Annotated in this window: 27 protein-coding genes; 12 read left to right on the top strand and 15 right to left on the bottom strand. The window is 39.5% G+C overall.

Annotated elements, in window-relative coordinates:
- Positions 1-79: 79 nt before the first annotated feature.
- The 6 genes from rpsD to GSM42_RS12210 form a co-directional block, all read right to left on the bottom strand.
- A complete protein-coding gene (rpsD, locus tag GSM42_RS12235; RefSeq protein WP_160801824.1) occupies positions 80-682 on the bottom strand; it encodes a 30S ribosomal protein S4 in 603 nt (200 codons plus the stop codon).
- A gap of 513 nt (positions 683-1195) precedes the next feature.
- Positions 1196-1570 (bottom strand): 2Fe-2S iron-sulfur cluster-binding family protein, encoded by a 375-nt coding sequence (locus GSM42_RS12230; protein ID WP_160801823.1) that lies wholly within the window; start codon positions 1568-1570, stop codon positions 1196-1198.
- Between the two features lie 276 nt (positions 1571-1846).
- Positions 1847-2497 (bottom strand): tRNA (guanosine(46)-N7)-methyltransferase TrmB, encoded by a 651-nt coding sequence (gene trmB, locus GSM42_RS12225; RefSeq protein WP_160801822.1) that lies wholly within the window; start codon positions 2495-2497, stop codon positions 1847-1849.
- Positions 2498-2664: 167 nt separating this feature from the next.
- Positions 2665-2874, bottom strand: coding sequence for a hypothetical protein (locus GSM42_RS12220; protein WP_160801821.1), 210 nt, complete (start codon positions 2872-2874; stop codon positions 2665-2667).
- Positions 2875-3003: 129 nt separating this feature from the next.
- The gene (locus GSM42_RS12215) at positions 3004-3213 is read right to left on the bottom strand and encodes a hypothetical protein (protein ID WP_160801820.1); all 210 of its coding nucleotides are present in this window, start codon (positions 3211-3213) and stop codon (positions 3004-3006) included.
- A 154-nt stretch (positions 3214-3367) separates the two neighbouring features.
- On the bottom strand, positions 3368-3574 hold the full coding sequence (locus tag GSM42_RS12210) for a hypothetical protein (RefSeq protein ID WP_160801819.1): 207 nt from the start codon (positions 3572-3574) through the stop codon (positions 3368-3370).
- Positions 3575-3705: 131 nt separating this feature from the next.
- Between GSM42_RS12210 and GSM42_RS12205 the strand changes: the two genes are divergently transcribed.
- Positions 3706-4182 carry a PaaI family thioesterase gene (locus GSM42_RS12205; RefSeq protein ID WP_160801818.1) on the top strand — a complete coding sequence of 159 codons (477 nt, stop codon included), beginning with the start codon at positions 3706-3708 and terminating at the stop codon, positions 4180-4182.
- A 14-nt stretch (positions 4183-4196) separates the two neighbouring features.
- Positions 4197-4646 (top strand): NUDIX domain-containing protein, encoded by a 450-nt coding sequence (locus tag GSM42_RS12200; RefSeq protein WP_160801817.1) that lies wholly within the window; start codon positions 4197-4199, stop codon positions 4644-4646.
- Between the two features lie 773 nt (positions 4647-5419).
- Here GSM42_RS12200 and GSM42_RS12195 read toward each other — a convergent pair.
- Both GSM42_RS12195 and GSM42_RS12190 read right to left on the bottom strand, forming a co-directional pair.
- Positions 5420-6685 (bottom strand): cation:dicarboxylate symporter family transporter, encoded by a 1266-nt coding sequence (locus GSM42_RS12195; RefSeq protein WP_160801816.1) that lies wholly within the window; start codon positions 6683-6685, stop codon positions 5420-5422.
- A 19-nt stretch (positions 6686-6704) separates the two neighbouring features.
- Positions 6705-7211: a GAF domain-containing protein gene (locus tag GSM42_RS12190; RefSeq protein WP_160801815.1), complete on the bottom strand. Its 507-nt coding sequence runs from the start codon at positions 7209-7211 to the stop codon at positions 6705-6707.
- Positions 7212-7337: 126 nt separating this feature from the next.
- Here GSM42_RS12190 and GSM42_RS12185 point away from each other — a divergent pair, with 126 nt between their 5' ends.
- From GSM42_RS12185 to GSM42_RS12170, 4 genes are all read left to right on the top strand, one after another.
- The gene (locus GSM42_RS12185) at positions 7338-8453 is read left to right on the top strand and encodes an aminopeptidase (RefSeq protein WP_160801814.1); all 1116 of its coding nucleotides are present in this window, start codon (positions 7338-7340) and stop codon (positions 8451-8453) included.
- Between the two features lie 71 nt (positions 8454-8524).
- A complete protein-coding gene (locus tag GSM42_RS12180; protein ID WP_160801843.1) occupies positions 8525-8632 on the top strand; it encodes a type II toxin-antitoxin system RelE/ParE family toxin in 108 nt (35 codons plus the stop codon).
- A gap of 43 nt (positions 8633-8675) precedes the next feature.
- The gene (locus tag GSM42_RS12175; protein WP_160801813.1) at positions 8676-8825 is read left to right on the top strand and encodes a hypothetical protein; all 150 of its coding nucleotides are present in this window, start codon (positions 8676-8678) and stop codon (positions 8823-8825) included.
- Entirely contained in the window at positions 8803-8979 is a 177-nt protein-coding gene (locus GSM42_RS12170; RefSeq protein WP_160801812.1) for a helix-turn-helix domain-containing protein, read from the top strand. Before GSM42_RS12175 ends, GSM42_RS12170 begins: the two co-directional genes overlap by 23 nt.
- A gap of 224 nt (positions 8980-9203) precedes the next feature.
- On the opposite strand, the gene GSM42_RS12165 is transcribed toward GSM42_RS12170, so the two are convergent.
- The 3 genes from GSM42_RS12165 to GSM42_RS12155 form a co-directional block, all read right to left on the bottom strand.
- Positions 9204-9686 (bottom strand): hypothetical protein, encoded by a 483-nt coding sequence (locus tag GSM42_RS12165; RefSeq protein ID WP_160801811.1) that lies wholly within the window; start codon positions 9684-9686, stop codon positions 9204-9206.
- A gap of 278 nt (positions 9687-9964) precedes the next feature.
- Positions 9965-10291: a hypothetical protein gene (locus tag GSM42_RS12160; RefSeq protein WP_160801810.1), complete on the bottom strand. Its 327-nt coding sequence runs from the start codon at positions 10289-10291 to the stop codon at positions 9965-9967.
- 5 nt (positions 10292-10296) lie between these two features.
- On the bottom strand, positions 10297-10551 hold the full coding sequence (locus GSM42_RS12155; protein WP_160801809.1) for a hypothetical protein: 255 nt from the start codon (positions 10549-10551) through the stop codon (positions 10297-10299).
- 511 nt (positions 10552-11062) lie between these two features.
- On the opposite strand from GSM42_RS12155, the gene GSM42_RS12150 reads away from it, so the two are divergent.
- From GSM42_RS12150 to GSM42_RS12130, 5 genes are all read left to right on the top strand, one after another.
- Positions 11063-11845: an alpha/beta fold hydrolase gene (locus GSM42_RS12150; protein WP_160801808.1), complete on the top strand. Its 783-nt coding sequence runs from the start codon at positions 11063-11065 to the stop codon at positions 11843-11845.
- Between the two features lie 261 nt (positions 11846-12106).
- A complete protein-coding gene (locus GSM42_RS12145; protein ID WP_160801807.1) occupies positions 12107-13447 on the top strand; it encodes a helix-turn-helix domain-containing protein in 1341 nt (446 codons plus the stop codon).
- Positions 13448-13974: 527 nt separating this feature from the next.
- The gene (locus GSM42_RS12140; protein WP_160801806.1) at positions 13975-14457 is read left to right on the top strand and encodes a DUF2975 domain-containing protein; all 483 of its coding nucleotides are present in this window, start codon (positions 13975-13977) and stop codon (positions 14455-14457) included.
- Between the two features lie 15 nt (positions 14458-14472).
- Positions 14473-14688: a helix-turn-helix domain-containing protein gene (locus GSM42_RS12135; RefSeq protein WP_160801805.1), complete on the top strand. Its 216-nt coding sequence runs from the start codon at positions 14473-14475 to the stop codon at positions 14686-14688.
- Positions 14689-14926: 238 nt separating this feature from the next.
- Positions 14927-15235, top strand: a complete 309-nt coding sequence (locus GSM42_RS12130) for a hypothetical protein (RefSeq protein ID WP_160801804.1) — start codon at positions 14927-14929, stop codon at positions 15233-15235.
- Between the two features lie 259 nt (positions 15236-15494).
- Here GSM42_RS12130 and GSM42_RS12125 read toward each other — a convergent pair whose 3' ends face one another.
- Both GSM42_RS12125 and GSM42_RS12120 read right to left on the bottom strand, forming a co-directional pair.
- Positions 15495-15650 carry a hypothetical protein gene (locus GSM42_RS12125; protein ID WP_160801803.1) on the bottom strand — a complete coding sequence of 52 codons (156 nt, stop codon included), beginning with the start codon at positions 15648-15650 and terminating at the stop codon, positions 15495-15497.
- A 334-nt stretch (positions 15651-15984) separates the two neighbouring features.
- The gene (locus GSM42_RS12120; protein ID WP_160801802.1) at positions 15985-16350 is read right to left on the bottom strand and encodes a hypothetical protein; all 366 of its coding nucleotides are present in this window, start codon (positions 16348-16350) and stop codon (positions 15985-15987) included.
- A gap of 151 nt (positions 16351-16501) precedes the next feature.
- Between GSM42_RS12120 and GSM42_RS12115 the strand changes: the two genes are divergently transcribed.
- Complete coding sequence (locus GSM42_RS12115) at positions 16502-16783, top strand: Fpa/YlaN family protein (RefSeq protein ID WP_160801801.1); 282 nt, start codon at positions 16502-16504, stop codon at positions 16781-16783.
- Here the strand turns inward: GSM42_RS12115 and GSM42_RS12110 are convergent.
- A complete protein-coding gene (locus GSM42_RS12110) occupies positions 16772-17053 on the bottom strand; it encodes a hypothetical protein (RefSeq protein WP_160801800.1) in 282 nt (93 codons plus the stop codon). The two genes, GSM42_RS12115 and GSM42_RS12110, sit on opposite strands and share 12 nt — an antisense overlap.
- 83 nt (positions 17054-17136) lie before the next feature.
- Complete coding sequence (gene cax, locus GSM42_RS12105) at positions 17137-18204, bottom strand: calcium/proton exchanger (RefSeq protein WP_160801799.1); 1068 nt, start codon at positions 18202-18204, stop codon at positions 17137-17139.
- Positions 18205-18360: the final 156 nt, after the last annotated feature.

Genomic DNA, 18360 nt, shown 5'->3' with positions numbered 1-18360 from the left:
GTATAATGGTTTTATATGAACGGAAAATGAACAGAAAAAAACTCCTCTAGGTAGTAGAGGAGTTTTGAACAAGAAACGATTAACGAGAGTAGAACTCTACGATAAGGGTTTCGTTGATTTCAGCTGGTAACTCAGAACGGTCAGGTAGACGGTTAAAAGTACCTTCTAGTTTGTTAGCATCGAAAGAAACGTATTCTGGTGTGAAAGTACGATCTTCCAGAGCATCTTTTACAATGGTGAGGTTGCGGCTTTTTTCACGTAAACTGATCGTGTCTCCCAGTGCTACTTGGTATGCTGGGCGGTCTACTTTTTTACCATTAACGGTAATATGACCATGTACAACCAATTGACGAGCTTGAGCACGGGTACGAGCAAGACCAAGGCGGTAAACGAGGTTATCCAAACGGGATTCGAGCAGCTTCATGAAGTTTTCCCCGTGAATACCTTTCATTTTGCCGGAACGAACAAACAAGTTACGGAATTGTTTTTCATTCATGCCGTACATCAAACGTAGTTTTTGTTTCTCTTGGAGCTGAATGCCGTACTCACTTAATTTTTTACGTTGGTTTGGACCGTGTTGTCCTGGTGCATATGGACGACGAGCTAGTTCTTTCCCCGTTCCAGATAGAGAGATGCCAAGACGACGACTTAGTTTCCAAGTTGGGCCAGTATAACGTGCCATATTGTAAAACTCCTTTTCATTTGCGTTTTTTAGCAAATGACAGGGGCTGATCCGCTGATGCTTACCATACTCATCCGGATAGCGGCGGTAGGAGTAGGTACCTATAATCTATAGGGCGAATCAGTGAGGGTGATCCCTTCACCTATCGTTTGCGTGCTATCCTCATATTCCCGTAGGAGGGATATTTCTAGAGCCATACAAACAAGTATTATACAGGGAACAGGGGTGCATTTCAAGGAGGTTCCTGTTCTTTGGTAAATTTTTATAAAAACAAATCCAACTGTCTATATTGGTATGTAAATGACAGGTTAGAATGTATGGAGTATATCAGTGAGAGTGCTGTTGATTCTAGTATTTTGGTTTATCTGGGGATAGCTTTTAGAAGAGATAAAAAGAGAGGGAAAGAGGGAGTATAAATGAAATTTTGTTCGTATAACAGTTGATTTGGTGTTTCGAGATAGCGCGAAGCTACCTCGAAACATTGGTCATGATTGTCTGTTATACCTTGAAGGATTAACGCAGGCTCTTGACCTCAATGATCTTGACACCATTGAGGCTAAGCTCCCTCTTGTCGTTTTTCTTGAGGGTTTCTCCCAATGGTGCACCAGTGCTATTCACTCCAGTGACCCGTTCAAGACCCCTGAAACGTGGATTATCACCAAACCGATACTTCGGGATAGGCTGTCCATTGGCTCGTACAAGATCGATCCTTACAACAGTACTGCCCACTTCCACTTCATATTCCTTGTCACCAATGGTGAAGGAGATGATCTGATACCAGAAATCACGGCGGAATGTAGGCTTTACCTCAAAATCCTTTGGATCAATATCAGTACTGATCTCCCAAGATCGGCTCATGGGAGTATCAATCTGGATCTTCGTACTCATGGTATGGTCTCTTTCTGTAGAGAATCCTTACAAACTCTAGTATATCATCCTTTTTTGATTTATTGCCAGTTGGAAAGATAAGCGAGGGGAAATTGGAGAACGATAAAAAAGACTAGTGGACTAGTCTTTTTATGTAGAACGTTTTTGATTTTTCGTTATAATTACGCATAAAGAGTTTCGCCAAATAATCTGTGGCTTTTTGGGGATTCTAGCATAACCATCATCACAATTTGTCTTTGGATACCTATTTCTCTTTTCAACTAGATCTATTGATTTTTAGAGTTCGGTATGTTTTGGGACTGCACGTAAGTAATAAATAGGCATACCAAGAGCTGAAAACTTCTCTTCATACTCCGTAGTAATATTGGTTTTGGCCCACTCACTTTGATGCAGGTCATCACTTTGTTCGACGATATCCCAACCGGTTTCCTGAAGCTCTTCTACGGAAAACTGGTACAAGCTTTCACTATCTGTTTTTAAAATCAGATCACCAGAAGGAGAAAGCAGTGTTTCATAGGCCTTTAAAAAATCTCGATATGTCAGCCGGCGTTTGTAATGCCTTGCTTTTGGCCACGGATCACTAAAGTGGAGATAAAATCGATCAACCTCACCGGGGGAGAATGCTTCTTGTAGGTTGGCAATATCCATCCACAAATATCGGACATTGGTATTGCCAGTTTCCTCGCCTTTTCGTGCAGCTAGTAAAAGAGGTTCTTGTATTTTCTCTACACCAATCCAGTTGATTTCTGGATAAATCGTGGATGCTTTAGCTAGAAATTGTCCTTTGCCTGTACCCAGTTCTACATAGATGGGATGAGGGTTAGCAAAGAGCTCCTTCCAATTTCCCTGCCTAGCCGCATAGTCTGTGACACTGAGAGGATGAGAAGTAAGTAGTTCAATCGCCTGAGGATTTCTTCGTAAGCGCATGTTTGCTGTTCGCTCCATTTATGAAATAAGCACTATTATAACAAAATGTGATCCTTTGAAAAGGATGGAATCAAAAAAACCCAAAGTTTACCCAAGGGTTTGTTGTGTTTGGAATTAAGCCCTCAGATAGGTGAATTCTATCTGAGGGGGTGTATCAGATGCTGAAATTACTTACCCAGCGCCTCACGGATATGATCTGCATCCTTAGCAATCCGCTTGGGTTCCAGATCAGCCCGCGTAATCTTGGAAACTCGGTGGCTGATCTCAGGCTTGCGACGAGTGATCTTTACCTCACCATTCTCGGTCTTAACCTCGAACTCGTCACCAAGCTGATCCCGCAGCTTCTCGGCATACTGTGCTTCCACACTCTTAGCCATTTTGAACTCCTATATCTATATTTCGGAGTGATATTACATCTTTATCTTAGCAAACAGGCATAATATTGGCAACGTTATGTTTTAAACAGCTGTGCCCCCAATAGCTATAAGCCATTGGGGGCACAAATACTAGGAGAGAAGCTTCTTCGTTATTTCGTTCATAACGTCCTTATAGGAAGCCTCTGCCAGTTTATCCGGAGCCCAAGTCACACGTTTCTTGTGTGTCTTTTTCTTATGACCGACAGCAAGATGCCCGCCCTCAAGCACATAGACGGTTATCAAACCATCAAGTATAGGATCATTATGCAGGAGGGTGGCGAAATCCTGAGCCTTGGACATGTGGATTCTCCTAGAATGGTGGAAACAATACCTACCTATTATATTTGAATTTTAAATAATTTTCATTAGTTATAAATAAAATATCTATAATTATTTGTAAGATGGTTCCTCAGGTAGGTGATAAGACTTACCTGAGGAACGCAAGGAATGACCCTTACTTCTTCTGGGCGGCTGCCATATCCATCTTCTGTTCGATGAGCTTATAAGCATCATCAACAGACATGCCAGTCACATCAGTAGGGACCTTCCCAGTTGAGACCTCAACTCGTCCGTTTCGGAGAACCACATTCACGTATATCCGGTTGTCCGTAAGCTTGCGCTGAAGTTCGTCGACCAGCTGTTCAGGGCTAACCCTAATCATCTCTTTCTCCTTTTATCTAGACGACGGTACTTTTATTATATTTAAAATGTTGAAACTTGACTAGAGATGGGGTGTAGAGTGAGCCGAAAAAAACTATAATAAAGACGAGACAAATGAGAAGGACGATGTATATGACACTTGAGAAACTACAATCCGAAATTCAAGACCTATCAGAAGTAGAAATCAATACTATCCACAAATTAGTCCAAGCTCTAAAACGCACGCGAGTAAGTCCCCTTGCTTATATTGAAGAGATGATGAATTTTCAATTTATGCGTTATGATGAGAAGGAAGATGTTTATATTCATCGTATGTGCGTGACGGATGAATTGAAAAATCGATATAAGATTTTACATGGCGGCATAACTGCGACGTTTATTGATACAGCGATGGGGGCGACAGCCGTTCAAGCATTGGGAGAAGAGACAAGCGCTGTAACGATTGATCTGCAAGTTCATTTTCTCTCGCCAGGAAAAGAAGGTTGGCTTTATGCTTATACCAAGTTTGTTAAAAAAGGCAAAACCATTATCACGATGGAAAGCAAGGTAAAAGATGAGCGGGAAAAATTGATTGCTACTGCTAGTTCTACCTTTTTCCGTCTGAAATAAAGGCAGGTGAAAACGTGAAAAAACCAGTTAAAATCGCTCCAAAAGCAATCATTTTTGATCAAGATCACGTGCTCATTCTCACACGTTCGAAAAAAGAGAGAAAAGATCGCCATTCCCACGGATGGGATTTTCCAGGTGGGGGATTAGAAACAGGAGAATTGATCATGGATGCTTTGGCTCGTGAAGTGAAAGAAGAGACAGGCCTAAGTGTGAAAGTTATTTCTCCCGCATATATCTATGATGAGTTGATGGATGAAAAGCATTTGGTAATCATGAAATTTGCATGTTGTAACCCAGCTGGTGACATCAAACTGAGTCCAGAACATGACGATTATCGTTGGGTAGATATGAAAAACTTAGCGAATGAGCCTTTTCCAGAATGGATGAAAGAAGAAATGAGAAGAGCTTATCGGATGTATCAAGTGTTTCGTGGAGCAGACAATGCTGTATTAGTAGAAAAGTAAAAGCATGGCACATGCCATGCTTTTATCTATATGAGTCGTTCATTTTATATGATGGGCGGGTGATCGGATCGTGAAGGATCAGATCACCCAAGAGCCAGGGCTAGGCGTCCAGATATACGTGGAACTCAATCCCGCAGTGTTCACATATCTGTCCAGCCACCTGCACCTTTACCACACACTCGCAACGAGCGGGATTACGTGTTGCGGCTTGCAGCGGGGTGTTGGAGCATGCACAGAAGTGCTCTCCACGGTGGAAGACGACCTTGCCAGTGATAGTGTTGCTCACGATACCTGCCTACTAGTACCTAACTACTTCTAACTTACTATAGAACTTTTTTGATTAAAAATACAATTGTAATTTATGACAGATATGATTTTCCCCCAGTAATTTCTTTTTTAGGTTAGTGTGAAACGTGGTATGGATAACAATAGTAGTAGAAAGATAAAAAGCATGGCATTTGCCATGCTTTTCTACGATATAGGAATGATTGCAGGCGGGCGATCCAGATCGTCATCGATCGGATCGCCCAAGTCCTAGCCTCGATTAGAGGTCTTAACGCTTACCCCAGTAGACGTGCGATCCATCCTTGCAGTCCGAGCAGGTAACTCCACGTTGGAGAACGGCGTTTTTACAAGTGCACTTGGGTGAACGGCACTCACAACGGGGACCCTCGTATTCATTCATTTCCGGTTTCACGTGACCTACCTAGTCGAGCCTATTACTTATGACCTTATTATAGAAAACCATTCATAAAAATAATAATTGTAATTTTTTACACTGCGCTACGAACAGATTGCAAATAAGCTTTCCCTTTTTCCGGATCATACTGCTTTTCCCATTTCGAAATAACAACAGTAGCAAGCGAGTTCCCAACCACATTTACTACTGTACGTGCCATGTCGAGAATACGGTCGATACCGGCGATAAAGGCAAGTCCTTCCATTGGAATTCCCACTGAACCAAGCGTTGCAAGCAAGACGACAAACGATACACCCGGTACTCCTGCGATTCCTTTGGAGGTCAACATCAATACAAGTACCAATGTAATCTGTTTACTGATTGGCATATCGATGCCATACATCTGAGCGATAAACAATGCTGCTAATGCTTGATAAAGGGTAGAACCATCAAGATTAAAGGAATAGCCGGTCGGTACCACAAAAGAGGTGACAGTTTTAGAGCAGCCAAACTTCTCCATCTTCTCTATAATTTTAGGAAGAACGGTTTCAGAACTGGAAGTCGAGTAAGCCAGAATAAGTTCGTCTTTTAGAATCCGAATGATATGGAATATATTTACTCCGACTATTTTTGCTACCAGACCTAAGACAACAATAATAAAGAAAATCATTGCACCATACACACATATTGCTAATTTTCCTAGAGGGATGAGGGAACTCAATCCAAATTTAGATATCGTCACACCAATGAGTGCAAAAACACCAAATGGTGCAAACTTCATGACTTGGTTAGTTATCCAAAACATCGCTTCAGAGATTCCTTGGAATATCTGCAAAACTGGTTTCCCTTTTTCTCCAATCGCAGCAATTCCTAGTCCTAACATAATAGAAAAGAATATAATAGCGAGCATATCGCCTTTTACTAAGGATTCTACGATATTGGTGGGCACGATATTGACAAGTGTATCAACAAAACTATGACTCTCTTGCGTTTTGGCTGTTGAGACGTAAGAGCCAATATCACTTTTCTGCAGATTTTGCATTTCTACACCATGACCGGGTTGAAATACATTTGCTATAAGCAGTCCGATTAGAATAGCAACTGTCGTAATAATTTCAAAGTAAAGAAGTGTTTTTCCGCCTAATTTTCCTAACTTTTTAAAGCTCCCTGTGCCTGCTACCCCTACGACCAAGGTCGAAACAACAATCGGGATAACAATCATTTTGATCAGATGAAGAAAAATATCACCAATCGGTTGTAAGAAGGTCGCCACTTTTGGATTGCCATAAAAAACAGCACCTACGATAATTCCAAGAACCAAACCTATTAAAATTTGATAAGCTAAACTAATTTTTTTCATATTTTCTCCTTTCTAAGCTTTAAACATCCAAGCAGATGTTTTCCCAGTCTGTTGCGTCAATGAGAATGGAAGCAAGCTGCTCTAAGTATTCTTTATCTACCGTTTCAAATCGATTTACGATTGGACTATCTATATCCAATACACCAATGATCTTATTATCTACTACAAGAGGGATGACAATTTCGGATTGAGAGTCCGCATCACAAGCGATATGTCCAGGGAATTGATGGACATCAGATACTACTTGTGTACGGTTTTCTGCTACAGCAGTTCCACAAACACCTTTGCCAACAGCGATGCGGACACAAGCGGGTTTCCCCATAAAAGGACCCAATACCAATTCGTTTTGTTTTAGCAAATAAAAACCGACCCAATTGATATCATGTAGGGAGTGGGCTAGAAAACTGGCTGTATTGGATAGATTGGCCAGCCAATCGCGCTCATCTTCCAAGAGGGATTTCAGTTGTCTTGTCATCGATGTATATTGTGCTTCTTTTGGTCCTGTTGGTTTCTGAACGTGAAACATTTAAATTTCCTCCTAATTTTTTTATTTTCCTTTTGCCATAAAACTGTTTCTGATAAAATGGAAGGTATTGTATTACCTCATCTATTTTACCTGCCAATAATAATTTGGGAAAGAGGTTAGATAATTATGGTAAATGAGCGAATTTTTACCTTAGCTCATATTTTAGTCAATCATTCCTGTCGGGTACAGCCTGGGGAAAAGGTAATGATTGATCTTTTTGGTAATGATAAAGAATTAGCGATCGCACTTGTAGAAGAAGTATATAAAGCACAAGGTATTCCGATTGTCCAACTGACGGACCAACAGGTTCATAGAAGCTTATTGATGGGAACAAACGAAGCTCACTTAGACGCTTGGACGCAAATTGGCTTGCAGCAAATGAAGCAGATGGATTGTTATATCGGAATTCGTGGAAGTGAAAACATCAGCGAATACAGCGATGTTCCAGATGAAAAAATGAGTTTGTACAGCCGTATCTATTCTCATGCTATTCATACAGAAGAGCGTGTTAATAATACGAAATGGGTAGTACTTCGCTATCCTTCTGGTTCCATGGCACAGCTCGCGAATATGAGTACGGAAGGTTTTACCAAATATTTCTTTGATGTATGCAACGTCGATTATGTCAAAATGGCGAAAGCAATGGAGCCACTGGTAAAGAGAATGGAACAAGCAGATCATGTACATATCAAAGGACCTGGGACAGATTTACAGTTTTCCATCAAAGGAATTCCGGTTATCAGCTGTGCAGGAGAACATAACATCCCAGATGGAGAAGTTTTCACTGCTCCCGTGAAAAACTCCGTTAATGGGACAGTTCAATACAACGCACCAACCATTTACAATGGTTTCTTATTTGATAATGTCTGCCTTACATTCAAAGATGGCAAAATTATCGATGCAACAGCAAACAATACTGAGAAAATCAATCAAATCTTTGATACGGATGAAGGTGCTAGATTTATTGGAGAGTTCAGCCTTGGCGTAAATCCAAATATTGATCATCCCATGAGAGACATCTTGTTTGATGAGAAGATCAATGGCAGCTTCCATTTTACACCAGGTCAAGCATATGAAGAAGCAGATAACACAAATAGATCTGCGATTCACTGGGATCTCGTATGTATTCAGCGCAAAGAGTACGGCGGTGGCGAGATCTATTTCGATGGTGAGTTGATCCGCAAAGATGGTTTGTTTGTGGTCGAAGATTTGAAAGCATTGAATCCGGAGAATTTGAAGTAGAAAAAAAGCAGCGATCGTTACCATTATGGTGACGATCGCTTTTTTGAGGAAACTTACCATGGAAGAGTAATATTTTCCGTGTATTACCTTTTTCTTTGGGTGGTATAAAGATTGTTCTCACTAATGGGTTTACGAAGAAATCCCAACAGACCCCACGCCGTGAAATGAAAAGGCGATAAGGTATCTAAAAGATTTTCTTAATCGATCGGAGGAAGTGACGACATGAGTTTCATTAAAACATTTATTAGCGAACAGATAGTAGCTAATCCAGAATTTGAGGAGCTATACAAAAAAGCCAAATTGGAAGAAAAGATTGCTCTTGATCTTATTAAGCTAAGAAAGAAGCAAAATGCCCCAATCAGAATTGGCTAAAAAATGGAACACAAGACAAAGTGCTATTTCTAGAGTTGAAAATGCAGAAAGTAGTCTCACCCTTTCTTCTCTCATCAAGCATGCAGATGCCTTAGGTGTTGAGGTGGAAGTGATTTTTAAAAAGAAAAACGAGCATGATTTATTGCCCACATAACAAAAGTACTCGATTTTATGATCAAGTACTTTTTCTTTGTAAATTCATTTTTATATGCTCAAGTATGCAACACAAGAACCGCCCCCATGTCGCACTGAAAGTTTGGTGGATGCAACGAGAATAAAGGATAACCATGAATGCAGGTATAGAAGAAAGATTTGATGATAAGTGGTGGGACGACCTAACTCCTAGAAGTAAATCGTCCCGTTTGCTGAACACTTGGTTCAGTCGAGAAGCAGCTCCACCTGCTGCTGAAGCTTATCCGCTTCATCCAGCAGCCGCACTCGCTCCGGAGAAGTGGCGAGCTCCTCCCAGATGGCAGCTGCCAGTTCCGCCTCGTCGACGTTCTCGTTGGACTTCTCCCGGCATCGGCATTCCAGCGTGTCAGCGAGGATCTTGTCTGCATCGAAGTGATGGCGGACCGCCTGCAGCATCAGCCGAATCGCATCAACACGGTCAGTGTTCATGGTCTTGAGCAGCAACTGAAGACGAGTGTAGAACCGACGCTCTCCGTGCAGCTCCGACTTCTGGTCATCCCACTTGATCGGGATCATTTTTTTGATCAGCTGCTTCGCCAGATTACTGTTACGAACGGGAGGGGCGAAGGAGTGCCACTCACGTGTGATACCGTAGTAGTGGGCTACGTTGTTGATGGTGGCATCGAAGAAGGGGTTGGCCCAGGAGAAGGGGCGATAAGGGGTGAGCATGTGAGCCTCCGAACAGTCAAGTGTGCGCTTGTATCGAGTATAGCATACATATATTTCAGAGGAATATAACAATTCCATATTTAAAATCAAAGGAAGGGCTGCTTTTTTGTTTACACCATATATGCAAGAAACTATCAGAAGAGCTTGTTATTAAGCACGGTGTAAGAAAGAGCTTGTAGCTATCATTTGACTGTTCCCCCATACAACAACTGCTTAGTTATTGTTCGATCAAATAAAAAAAGATAGGTTTCTTAAAGTAGCTTTTTCGTATTTCATTCTCATGGCTTGTTACAACAAGCAAAAATATCATAGCTCTTACCGTGTACATAGGTAGCGTTGCCCATATCCACTACATGAGCATCGAGCAGAACAATTTCAATCTGCTCCCCATGCTCACCTGTGATAAACAGCTTGCTTACCTTTCTCGTTGGTAAAGAAGGTTTTTCATAAAGCTTTTCATCCAACAAATAATCCATTCTAAGTTCATTTTCTCCAATCGAAGTCAGCAATCGATTATAAAAACGCCACTGAGATATTGCCCTCAAAGACTCATCAAATGCTTTCACCTTCTCTTGACAGCCTTCTACCTGTAATTGCAAAGCCATTTTCCTCACCCTTTTTTTCTAGAATTACAAATTTGATGCAATCGTCGTATTTCCATTCGAACGAGTGCGTGCAACCATCGTTCATTATCATCTAATCCATTTGGGAACAAAAAGGTAGTGATATACCCTTTTTCTGTCTGGTGTAGCTCATCAACCACTTGTACCTTATGTTGATGCATTTGATCAGCGGAGTACTGATATTTATCTGCTATCACTTGGAGTGAGTTTGTTACTTCAAGCGGAATCGTTTTGTTTTCCATGATCCAATCTAGGGTCAATTTGTTGTAAGAAGAGGGGATGGTTGGTCATTTGTTTGGATACCTCCCTTTTTGATTTTCATAATCATGAATCAAAAAGACTAAATATACAGTTAATGAGATCAAGAGGTTTCCATCTTAACTAGAAAGATACCTGCTTTCACTCTTATCGATTTATCTACCTAGATTATATCTAAATGTATAATTTTCCATCAATAATCAATTTTTCAATCCTTTCTAGTAAAATTACTGAATATCTCTGATGATAAAAAGCCAAAAACAAATAAATAAGCCGTTTAACCAAAATGCTTTTCACTATTCTTCATGCCATTCAATGAAAAATGAATATTTGCTATTAAATAACAGAAAAAAACGAATGAACATTCAAAAACGATCTACCACTACTTACTTATCTAGCTAGAAAGATCGGATTGGATCAGGATTATTCTCTATAATCTGACTTCATTCATTGATAAAATGGAGCCATAAGATCTATTCGTAAAGGAGAATAAAAATGGAGCATATTCCTATTTGTTTAGATTACGCTGGGGATGAGTTAACAGTAGCAACAAGACAGCGGAGAACTTCAGATGAATTGATTTTATTTGTACATGGATTGGGATGTTCCCAAGAATCGTTCACTAAAGCCTTTGAAGCCCCTGAGTTGCATGATTTCTCAATATGTACGTTTGACTTCATCGGTTTTGGTGACTCAGATCAATCTCATCAATTCTCCTATGACCTACAAGCACAAGCTGATATATTGATCCAAGTAGTAAGGAACATCAACGCAAAACGACTGCATGTAGTGGCTCACAGCATGGGAGGTGCCATAGGTCTCTTAGCTGCACAACATCTGCCACAACTCTGTTCTTTTTTTAATGTAGAAGGAAATTTGGTTTCACAAGACGCTGGTTTAGTTAGTAGACAAGTAGCAGAACAAACAGAACAAAGCTTCATCGAAAGCGGCTTTGATGAATTTGTGCATAAACTGAAAACCTCAAAGAAACCCGACTTGCTCACTTGGGCTGTATGGTGTCAGCAAAGTGACCCAAAAGCCTTTTATCAGAGTGCTCGTTCGTTGGTGCACTGGTCGGACAGCGGGGAGTTGTTAAAACTGTTCCAATCGATTACCCGTAAAACCTACGTGCAGGGGGAAAAAACAGAGTGCTCTTATTTGGACAGCCCTCTACAAAAAATAAAAAAGTACAGCATTCCAGAAGCAGGTCATTTCATGATGATGGATAATCCAAGAGATTTCTACAAAAGCTTAGCTGATTGGTTACAGTCCCAATGACAGATGAGCCTATTAGAAAATAGCTTTCATTCGCAAAATATCTGACAAAGGATCCCTTCTAACCCTTCTATAACCAAATTTTCAGTCTCATCTCTCAAGCCGTTTGAATATTTCTGATAAATTCCACCTCAACAGAGATCTAAAAAAGTATTCCTCAATTCTTTTTATCATCTCAAATGAAAAATGAATATTTGCCATTATATGACCAATCAATCATAATATGGAATAAATTTATGGAATATGGTTAGGGTGAGAGAACAAATGAATGTTCAAAACGATTTACTGCTGCTTGCATACCTAGCAAGAAAGATCAGATTGGATCAAGGGCTTACTTTGGAGAACTTGAAAGACGAGAATATTTCTGTGGGGACGATTTCCAATATCGAGAATATGGAGGGTAACCCTTCGGAGAGTAAGGTCTATTATTTGTTTGAGATGCTTGGATATGATCGGGAGGGAGTAGAGGAGTTAAAGCGACGGGAATCGTTGGAGATGGAGATATTGCGAAGGAAATTGGAATGTGTGGAGAGTATGTTGGATGATAAGGATTTAGCACAGACAAAAGTATTACTTAACAGGTACATGCCTAGTGAATACCATGCCTTATATCCCTATGCCAATTATCTAAAAGGATTACAAGCGTTTGCTTATAATGATATAGAAAGAGCTAAAAAGCTTTGGGATAAGACCATTGAACTTTGTAAGAAACAAATTTTAACAGCCAAACAACATCTAATTGCAAAGTGTCATAATGAATTAAGTACTTGTTGTTATCGGAAAAATAATTTACAGGAAGCTATTTATCATGTAGAGAAAGGGTTAAAGCAATTTAAAGCAGAGGAGCAAAATGAAATTAAATATGCTTTAATCTGTAATCATATTTTTTACTTATATAGATCTGGATTTATAAAAGAATCATATTTACTTTTAAAACGAATTTGGTCGTCGATTCATCAAATTCAAAGAATGCGGGTAAAATTGCTTTTACATAAATTGCACTGTATCCTTTTGATGAAAAATAATGAACTCGACGAAGCAGAGCGATGTTGCGCAGACAGCATAGAAATCACTCAATGTAATCTATCACAAAAAAGTTTGTTACTCGATTTTTTAAACATCTTAGGAAGTATCTATCTCAAACAAGGAATGTATGAACAAGCACTTGAATATTTCTATCTCGCTTTAGATATGGATGCAGAACAGAAATCACCACGAAGACATGCTGATACTTACACTTATCTGACGAGTTTGTACACCATGCAAAACAAATGGGCAAAAGCCCAAGATTGTATGAAAAATGCTCTTTCCGTTGGACGGAAGATAAAAGATGATTTTCGACTAGTAAAAATCTTGATCATATCTGGGGTTTGTATAAAAAAACAGAAACAATATGATAAAGCGATCATATATTTTAAAGAAGCAGTCCAGCTATGCGATAAGCATGATTATTTTAAACAAAAGTGTACTGCTGTGTATGAATTAATTGGGTGCTTTGATAAAATGGATCATAGAAAAGAATTTTCTCAATGGGCAGAGGAGTTTTATTTTCTGCAAAGGAAATTGGGATGGAGATTGGAGGCGGATTTATATGATATTTTTTAATATTCCCAATACCTATATAATTGATGATGATGAAACTGCAAAATCATAGATACTATTGACCTAAAGATACTTGTACAACTAAAATTGATCTTCCAAGATGGAGGACTAATGAAATACTCTAATCTTGTTATTTTCTTTATGGGTAATGAGGCTGCAAGATAGTAAAAATTATTGAATAGACACCAGTTCTACAAGGATTGGTGTCTGTTAGATCTAAAGAAACATAAGAGATTCTCTATATATTTACTTATAAGGATATTTGGAGATGATTTGCAATGGATTTTTCTGATTGACAAACTAAATTATAATTTCTCACTCTCATCACTAGTGGAAAAATAATCATAAATGAAATAGTTTTAAGTTGTACCAAGCATTTCTCATCATGAGAAATGCTTTTATTCTTTCTAAAACAAAACAGTTTACTTGCACAACAACAAAAATAAATCCTTATGCGATATTTATTTATTGTTAAGCGATAAATAATATGGTAAAGTCAAATCAACCATTAATACGTGAGGTGCTTTTTTATGAAACAAGGTACAACCCTCTTTTTAAAGATAGCTGTTATTCTCATTGGAATTCCAGTCCTTGCTTTGTGCATCTTTTTGGTTCCTGAGATAGCAGGGTTTGCAGCGGAATTGTATCCAGATATTTCTTATTTGAAATATCTCGTTTTTATCGATTTGTATGCAACAGCGATACCTTTTTACATTGCTTTGTATCAAGCTTTTAAACTTTTAAACTACATTGACAAGAACAAAGCTTTTTCGGAATTATCGGTAAGAGCTATACAGAAGATAAAACAATGTGCAATCGCAGTCAGTATTTTATATGTCTTAGGTATGCCCCTATTCTATCTTATAGCAGAGAAAGACGACGCTCCAGGTATCATCGTAATCGGAATGGTTTTTATTTTTGTTTCCATGGTTGTTGCTGTCTTTGCTGCTGTTCTTCAACGACTTCTGCAAGATGCCATAGCGATAAAAGCGGAAAATGATTTAGTAGTCTGATCTGAGGTGAATAAGATGGCGATTATCATCAACATAGACGTGATGCTGGCGAAAAGGAAAATGAGTGTGACAGAACTTGCGGAGCGAGTTGGAATCACAATGGCTAACCTTTCTATCTTGAAAAATGGGAAAGCAAAAGCGATTCGATTAACAACTTTAGAGGCGATCTGTAAGGCTTTGGAATGTCAGCCAGGGGATATTTTGGAATACCGAAATGACGATGAAACTTAAGATTAAACCAAATAGAAGTATGTAACAAGGAAAGGAAAACAAATTTTCAATAAGGGCAATGATAAGACTGCGAGATCATGGGATATATTTATCAAACACCAGTTTATCAATGTCTGGTGTTTCCAAATTTAAGAGAATCTAAATATGTGCTTTTCATGCATGAACAAACATTCAGTGCACTTTTGTTCAGATGGCGATATAATAAATGTGTCCAGATACCACACATATAGGAGCTTTCATGTCCATTCCTGGAAATTACACGAAAACAGTGAATAATCCCGACTTCAAGAACGCTTATATTGTTCCACTAGAAGGTGCTGGTGAGTGTAAGGGAATGAGCGGCATCCTAGAGGTCCGATACAATAATAAGGTGCGAAATACTTTCCTATCTTGCTATTTCGCTGCCTTTGGTTCTGATGGAGAAGTGGAGAAAGTCGAGATCAAGGGTAATAGCATTCTGGTCTATACGGATGGTTCTGTGGATGAAATCTTGACTTTTGATAAGAATGGTAAGCTAATCCAATACTGGTCCGCTCAGGACGAGTGATGGATTGTTGACCACTCCCCGTCTAGGTGTATATACCTAGACGGGGAATATCTTTTGATTGGTCGATTATGTAGGAAACAAAATAGAGCCCTATAAAATTAGCACGCCCCTTTTCTGGTTGAAAAGGAACGCCTCCGTAGGTACATATCGTTGTGTTGCGAGTGTCTGAGACACTTGTTCCTTCGACTTTTGTTTATCTCTGTACAGGCAGGGAATAAGAGATGAACAGCGGAAGAAGGTACACGAGTTGTAAGAAGCCTTACTGGCTTAAGGCGTACCGAATTGCAATTGGCTTAGAAACTTGCGCGGCAGCTTCCCGTGTGCTTTTTACCACACCAACCGCACTTGCGGGGCTTAGTCGGTCTGCCCACTTGGATTCTGTCCGACTTCTTCTGTGCGCCTGGACAGTTGCCATCGTGTTTCTTTTTACACCAAGGGCACTTCGCAGCCACTTTTCCTCCGTTCACTTCACTAACACCAACTATATGGTACCTACTTTCGTCCTCTTTTTTCCTTTTCCTTTCTTGTAGGTGATTAGAGGACGGTTTGCATGGTTCGGTCATGTTTCACCTTCCAAGCAACTTACCTTCATTTTATCAAAAAGGTACCCATAGAAGTAGATAATTATTAGAAATAATAGAATATTAGTGGTATGCGTGAGCTATAGTTGAGTGAATCTTGTATTTAGAAATAAAACCCCCTTAGAATGACTATGTTCACACAGTCTTCTTCGGGGATTTGGTAGTATGTTACACCAATTCTATTTGCTGGATTCCTTTTATCGGATTTTCTTTATTCGATCCATCAGCAAAATACAGCAAGGCTGGTCCTCCATCTTTTACCGGTTTTCCATCAATCGCAAAACAAAGATAGCTGCTTAGCAGAGTTGCGAGCGAAATGGTAATGTTTTCCCCATCTTCGAGGTGGCAAATTGCTTTGGTTGTGTTCTCAGCGGGTTCAGCATGGAGGATAAACGGCTCTATTTCGATCGCTAATCCTTCTGTTTCCGTGATTCGATCGGCAAGTTCAAAGCGTCGATCATCAAAAATCCAAATCGTTGGATCGAGTGTTATGTTAAATTTTACATTTCCTGTAATTAAAATAATGTCATGCATAGGTATCCTCTTCTCTATCGTCTTTTGCAAAAATGATCTTATTCATGATAAACTGATTGTAGCATAGGGTGAATAGGACTATTATATTATATATGAGAGACTAAAATTCAAGGAAGAACCGTGAGCCTGCGGTAGATAGGGGGTTTCATTCTTGGCCGTTCCGATTGAGACCGATATACATCAAAAAGCATTGTTTCTGTTGAGAGAAGATGCAAAAAAGATAGAGCAGTTGATCGGAGTTCAACTCGCCAACTTAACTCTACCTAAGTGTCCACTTTATGAAGAAGTATTAGATACACAAATGTTTGGTTTATCACGCGAGATCGATTTTGCTGTTCGTGTTGGGTTGATCTATCGAGAAGATGGACAACAGATTCTTCATGAATTGGAGCAAAAATTAGCTGATTTATATACACTCATTTTAGAAGGTTAGCATATCCCCACTAATGGTAGGGGATATTTTTGTATTTGTCTCTTCTGCTTCCGTCTCAAGTTTGCGCTCAGCTAAAATTAATTCACGTGTGAGTAAACGGATTTTGCTGCTGATCCGTAGTTGTTCCCGGCGATCATGCCTTGCTTTTGTCTCGTCTCCCCGTTTCGTAGCTCTTTGAAAATCATCTTGTTTTTCATTCATCAACTTTTCTAATCGTGCGATTTCAATTTTAATATTTTCTACCTCTCGTTCGTAACGCCAAATAGACATATTCCATCAACCTCCATTCTCTTTATTTCTTTTATACCCTGTTATTTCCCTACCAAATAGTAAAAAAGCCCACCATTGGTGGACTAAACAACAAAGAATACAGTTCCTAAGATAATATATACAATTAGTAAAAGTGTACCTTCATACCAGTTGGTTGAACCATCCCTAGAGATAGAAGAGGCGATGATAGCGGAGACACCAATGGCGGTCAGTTCATAAGGGGTGAAAATAAGATCCATTGGATTATTGAATAAAAGACTAATAAATACCAGTGCTGGTGCTACAAACAAAGCAATTTGTAAGCTGCTACCAATGGCGATTTCCACAGCAGCTCCGATTCTATTCTTCATAGCAAGGAAGATAGCGGCACTATGTTCAGCAGCATTCCCGATGATTGCGATTAAGAAAGCCCCTACGAACAATTCAGACCAACCGAGAGATTTTGCTACATGTTCAACAGTATGTACAAGCCATTCACTTTGGATGGCAACAAATACAGTAGAAACCACCAATAGTAAGATGGACATCCCTTTGGAATAATCAGGTTCTTCATGCTGCGTATTGGGAGCCCCGTCTATGCTTTCTCCCAGTTCTTTTTTATGCGTAATAAGGGAGAAACAAAGCCAGAGGAAGTACCCGATGATAAGTACAGAAGCGATGATAATACTTACTGTTTCTACTTCACTTGGGGATACAGTTTTATGATCCCTTAAGAAGACTGCTGGAACAACCAAAGCAATAACGGCTAGCATCATTAATGAGGCATTATGCCCAGCGAGCAGAGGGTTGAAATTTTGAATTTTAAATTTTAATCCACCAACGAAAAGGCTTAATCCTAGTACTAATAATAAATTTCCAATGATCGATCCAGTAATACTTGCTTTTACCATGTCGAATAATCCTTCTTTTACAAGAAAGATGGCGATGATCAATTCGGCAGCATTTCCAAAGGTTGCATTCAATAGTCCGCCGAGGCGTTCACCTGCATAATGTGCTACATTTTCTGTAGCTTTTCCTAGTAGTCCTGCCCAAAATAGTAACGACAAACAAGCCAGTGCAAATTGCAGGGACTGTCCGCCGCCAAGAAATTTTGCTGCTGCACTTGCGATAGTAGACAGAATGAGGGCAGGATAAAACCATTTTTGATTCATGTGCATTTACTCCTTTGCTTTAGTATTTGCTAACAGGGAACTTACATACAAAAAACTCGGATTTTGTCAATATGTTTCCTTCAAAAGTCGAATGTTTATCATCAGAAAAAAGCAGGAAAACGATAATATTCAGAGAATATTCCCAACATGCTTAAA

The organism is Shimazuella alba, from assembly GCF_009831235.1.
GTDB lineage: Bacteria > Bacillota > Bacilli > Thermoactinomycetales > Thermoactinomycetaceae > Shimazuella > Shimazuella alba.
The sequence above is the reverse complement of the archived record's forward strand: the minus strand, read 5'-3'. Positions and strand labels throughout refer to the sequence as shown.